This window comes from Coleofasciculus sp. (genome assembly GCF_046539235.1).
Taxonomy (GTDB): domain Bacteria; phylum Cyanobacteriota; class Cyanobacteriia; order Cyanobacteriales; family Coleofasciculaceae; genus Coleofasciculus.
Map to the genome: position 1 here is coordinate 1 of NZ_JBKHHI010000500.1, position 4381 is coordinate 4381.

Consider the following 4381-nt stretch of genomic DNA (forward strand, 5'->3'; position numbering starts at 1 on the left):
GTGCGATCGCGATTCTCCTGACAGGAGTTTTGAGTCAGGAAATAGTGAAGCTTCTGTGCTTAAATCCAAGGAGCATTATCCATCACAGCATTTAACATTTTCTGGAAGTTTTGACGGAACACTACGGCTAATAAACCACAGAATAGTGTAGTTGCTGCCATCACCCACCAAAAGTGAGTGACGTGCCATACACCGCCGAATAGGGTAAAAATAATTAGTCCAGCACCAGCGCCCCCTACAAACAGTAGAGTTGTTTCTTTAAAGGTGCGTGGTTTTGATTCCATAAGATTACCTCCTGCTCCGAATGGAACTCGTTTTTTTCTATAATAACAAGGCGATCGCGCCTTTGCCATAGCGTTTGGAGACGTTCCCCGGGAACGTCTCTACGGCTAACGACTATTACTACACTGATGCTCTAGTCTTATCCCGGTTTTCTGTTCTCTGGTTCTTTTTCCCTGTTCTTACCCTGGCTCCTTTTTTACGATTATTATCCCCAAAACTATCATGGAGCAATGTATAGAAACAGGGAATAATAAATAGCGTTAATCCCGTTGCTAGTGATAATCCTGAAAATACAACTACACCTAACGGTTGTAAAAACTCTGACCCTTGCCCAATGCCTAATGCTAGGGGAAACAAGCCTAAAACAGTGGTAATTGTGGTCATTAAAATCGGTCGTAAACGTTGCGATGCGGCTTGCAAAATGGCGGTTTTGCGGTCAACCTTTTCCCGGTAATAAATTTGATTGGCAAACTCCACCATCACGATCGCGTTATTCACCACAATCCCTACCAGCAGTACCGCCCCCACCAAAACCGTTGCACCCATGGCGGTTTGGGTGACATAGAGTCCCAAAATTCCCCCAGCTAACGCCAGGGGTACGGTGAGCATAATCACCAAGGGGTCAATTAGGGAATTGTACTGTACCGCCATTACCACAAACACCATGAACGCGGCTAATCCTCCCAGCATTTTCAGAGAATTTTGGAGTTGTTGATTGGTTTCACTGGCGGAACTGGGTAAGATAGAAACGCCCTCTGGTAAGTCTAATTCAGCTAATACCGCATTGGTTTCCGCTAACGCCTCACTCAGCGTTGCACCTTCATTCAATGTCCCTGCAATTAAGAACACCTGGCGCTGATTAATTCGCTGAATTTCACCCGGCGCTTGTCCTTGCTCAATCGCCGCCACATCACCTAAATAAATTTGGCGATTATTATTTGTAAATAGGGGTAACTCTTTAATCTGAGACACGCGCTGAATCGCCGCTTGATCAAGCTGTACCCGCACATCCACCAAGCGATCACCCCGTTGTAACTGAGTCGATACCGAACCGGCGATCGCGGTTTGAATTGTATCGCCAATTTCCTGTGCAGTTAACCCCAATTGGGCGACTCGTTCCCAGTCGGGACGAATCTGAATTTCCGGTTGGCGATCATCTGCATCCGGGCGAAATCGGGCTAAGGTAACTCGTTCATCTAACGCCTTTAAGACTTGACGCCCTGCGGCTTCTAATTGCTGCGTATTGGTTCCTTGTAAGCCAATATCCAAATCCGCACCACGAACGGGTGAATTACTTAAAATAATCCCTCGCACTTCACCCGGACTTAGGCGCAGACGAGTTTGGACTAAATTTAATGTCTGCAATTCCTGATTCACTCGTCCAATAAATGTCTCAACATTACTATCTGATTTAAGCGCAATTGTACTTGTCCCCCGTAACAAGTTTTCTGAGGTATTTCCCCCAAACAAAAACCCGCCAGATGTGGTAAAAGCATAGTCGGTTTCTGGCTGCGCCAATAGAATATCATCCACCGCCATCATCACTTGGCGATTTTGTTCCAAGGTGGTTCCTGGTGGAAATTGGGCAAACATCCGGGCTTGTCCGGTATCAATTCGGGGCAGAATTTCTTGGGGAATTTTACTGGCTAAGGCGAAACTTCCGCCACCTAAAATTAACACAGCCAGGGCGATAACTAAAATACGATACCGCAGCACCCGCGCCAGGAACCCTTGATAACCCAAGGTTGCAGCTTCAAACCGACGATTAAAGGCTTGTAATAGCCAAAATCGATTTAAACCACTGGATCGAGGAATGGCTAATAGGCGAGACGAAAGCATTGGTACCACGGTTAGCGCCACCACTAACGACGCGGCGACAGCAAAGCTAATGGTTAAAATTAATTCACTAAACAGGAGGGAGAAAAAGCCACCAATGAGTAAAAAAGGGAGAACAGCGACTAAGTTGGTACTGGTGGACGCAATTAGCGCTGATTCTACGTCTTGGGAACACCGTTCGGCTTGAGAAATGATCGATCTAGACGATGAATCATTCCCTGATTTCCCAAGCAGGGTGGGTTTGGTTACGTTATCTGTTTTGTCCCCAATGTTATCGGTTAAACCCGCACCTACACTCTGACGTTCAGACGCGCCATGGCGCGTCTCTACATCTCCTGACACACCCGCCGCGATCGTTTCTAGCATAACGATCGCATTATCCACGACAATCCCTACACCTAACGCCAATCCCCCTAAACTAAACACATTTAGGGATAAGCCAAATAATTTCATTAAAATCACGGCGGCTAGGGTGGCGAGAGGAATGGCGATGACAATAATTAAAGTTTGCCGCAATGAACCCAAGAACAACAAAACCGCAAACGCGGCTAATGTTGCTCCGACTAACCCCGAACTCGTCACATTGGCAATAGAATTCTGGATAAAAATAGATTCATCTAACGTCGCCACTAACTCAATATCGTCTGTAATTAAACCCGATTGCTTTAGCTGTTCAATGCGTTTTTTTACCCCATTGACAACTTCAATCGTATTCGCATCCGGTTGCTTCTGAATGCTAACTTTAACCGCAGGTTCTCCATTCAGAAAGACAAATACCCGTCTATCTTCCGTCCCATCAATTACCTCAGCAAAATCGCGCAGATAGACCCGACGAGAAGGATTTGTTGGGTCTGTATCGTCTATTTCAATGGACAAATTCCGCAGTTCTTCCGCATCTTGGAAACGTCCCATGGTTCGGGTTAAGGGTTCTGACTCTTCCCCCCGTAGTCGTCCCCCGGCTACATCTTGATTTCGTTCATCTAGGGCATTGAGGACATCGGTTAATCCTAATCCTAATCGCTGCAAACGATTCGGATCAATCAGCACTCGCACCTCTTCCCTTACCCCACCGGAAACATCGACAGAGGCGACGCCAGGAACTACACTCAATTCACGGCTAAGTTCTTCATCCGCAAAGACGCGCAAATCTACGTCCTTTAAAGATGAAGATTTCAGCGCTAATTCATAAACGGGTAATTGAGACGGATCAAACTTAAATAAGCGCGGTTCTTCGATAATATCGGGTAAATTGGATTGAGCGCGATTATACGCCGCCGTTGCATCATTTAGCGCCTGGTCTATATCACCCCCTGGTTGAAAAAACAAGTCTAAACTAATTCGTCCCTCACGAGTTTGGGAGAAGACTTGGATAACGCCCTCCGTCGCACTTAATCCTTGTTCCAAGGGTTTAGTAATTTCCTCAACCGCCACCTCTGGGGAGATACCGGGTGCCCCTAAACGTAAGCCAATACGGGGATAGGTAATCGAGGGTAATAAATCGACCTGAATCTGGAGAATGAAAAATATCCCTAGCACAATTACGGCTATGGTTAAGACCAGGGTACCGATATGGCGGCGAATCGCGATCGCACTAATACTGAGTTTGTCATTTTTCATTTGTCAAAACACTGATTTCACAGATTTATTTGAGAGATTGGGGTGGAGAGGTGAGAGAGGAATGACACTGATTTCACGGATTTATTTGAGAGGTTGGGGGTAGAAAGGTGAGAGGGTGTTGACAGGGATTTTACTCAAAGGATGGTTTTCTTTCATTTGTTATTAATCGTATCGGGTTGAATTCTGACTCCCTGCTTTCGATACTTAGTCAGCAAAAGTTGTTGATAGTTACTGGCTGGTTGATTAGGAGAAACCTCTAGCTGAACGACCGACTCAAACCATTGTAGCTATGCTTTCTTTACATCACTGTTGGGCTTATCCGTAGCTGTGCTGTGTTGTTGCTTATACCTCAAAAAGTCGATAAAGTCGCTGACTTGGTGTAAGAGTGGTTCCGGCAATTGTTGCAATTTGGCAATGGTGGTTTCGCGAATCGTCATCAGAATTCCCTCGTCCAAAATTTCCCCGTGCTAGTCTTTAACCATTATAGGAGTAGCAACCATGACGGTTCAATTATCTCAGCCTGAGTACCGACGAGTGACCCCTATTGTTCAGAGGTTAGCAGACTTTGCTACGGCACGCGATCGCACAGACTTGTGCAAGCGGGTCGCCCCTACAGGATAACCCAAGGTGATATATTCTCAATTAA

The 4381-nt window shown here is 46.0% G+C and carries 4 protein-coding genes; 1 reads left to right on the plus strand and 3 read right to left on the minus strand.

The window, feature by feature from the left end; translation table 11 throughout:
• Window positions 1-59: 59 nt before the first annotated feature.
• From ACLFWI_RS27490 to ACLFWI_RS27500, 3 genes are all read right to left on the minus strand, one after another.
• Window positions 60-284 carry a hypothetical protein gene (locus tag ACLFWI_RS27490; protein ID WP_446408032.1) on the minus strand — a complete coding sequence of 75 codons (225 nt, stop codon included), beginning with the start codon at window positions 282-284 and terminating at the stop codon, window positions 60-62.
• Window positions 285-402: 118 nt separating this feature from the next.
• Entirely contained in the window at window positions 403-3735 is a 3333-nt protein-coding gene (locus ACLFWI_RS27495) for an efflux RND transporter permease subunit (protein WP_446415576.1), read from the minus strand.
• A gap of 287 nt (window positions 3736-4022) precedes the next feature.
• Window positions 4023-4172: a DUF2281 domain-containing protein gene (locus tag ACLFWI_RS27500; protein ID WP_446408034.1), complete on the minus strand. Its 150-nt coding sequence runs from the start codon at window positions 4170-4172 to the stop codon at window positions 4023-4025.
• Between the two features lie 61 nt (window positions 4173-4233).
• Here ACLFWI_RS27500 and ACLFWI_RS27505 point away from each other — a divergent pair, with 61 nt between their 5' ends.
• Window positions 4234-4356 (plus strand): hypothetical protein, encoded by a 123-nt coding sequence (locus ACLFWI_RS27505; RefSeq protein WP_446415577.1) that lies wholly within the window; start codon window positions 4234-4236, stop codon window positions 4354-4356.
• The last annotated feature ends 25 nt before the right edge of the window (window positions 4357-4381 follow it).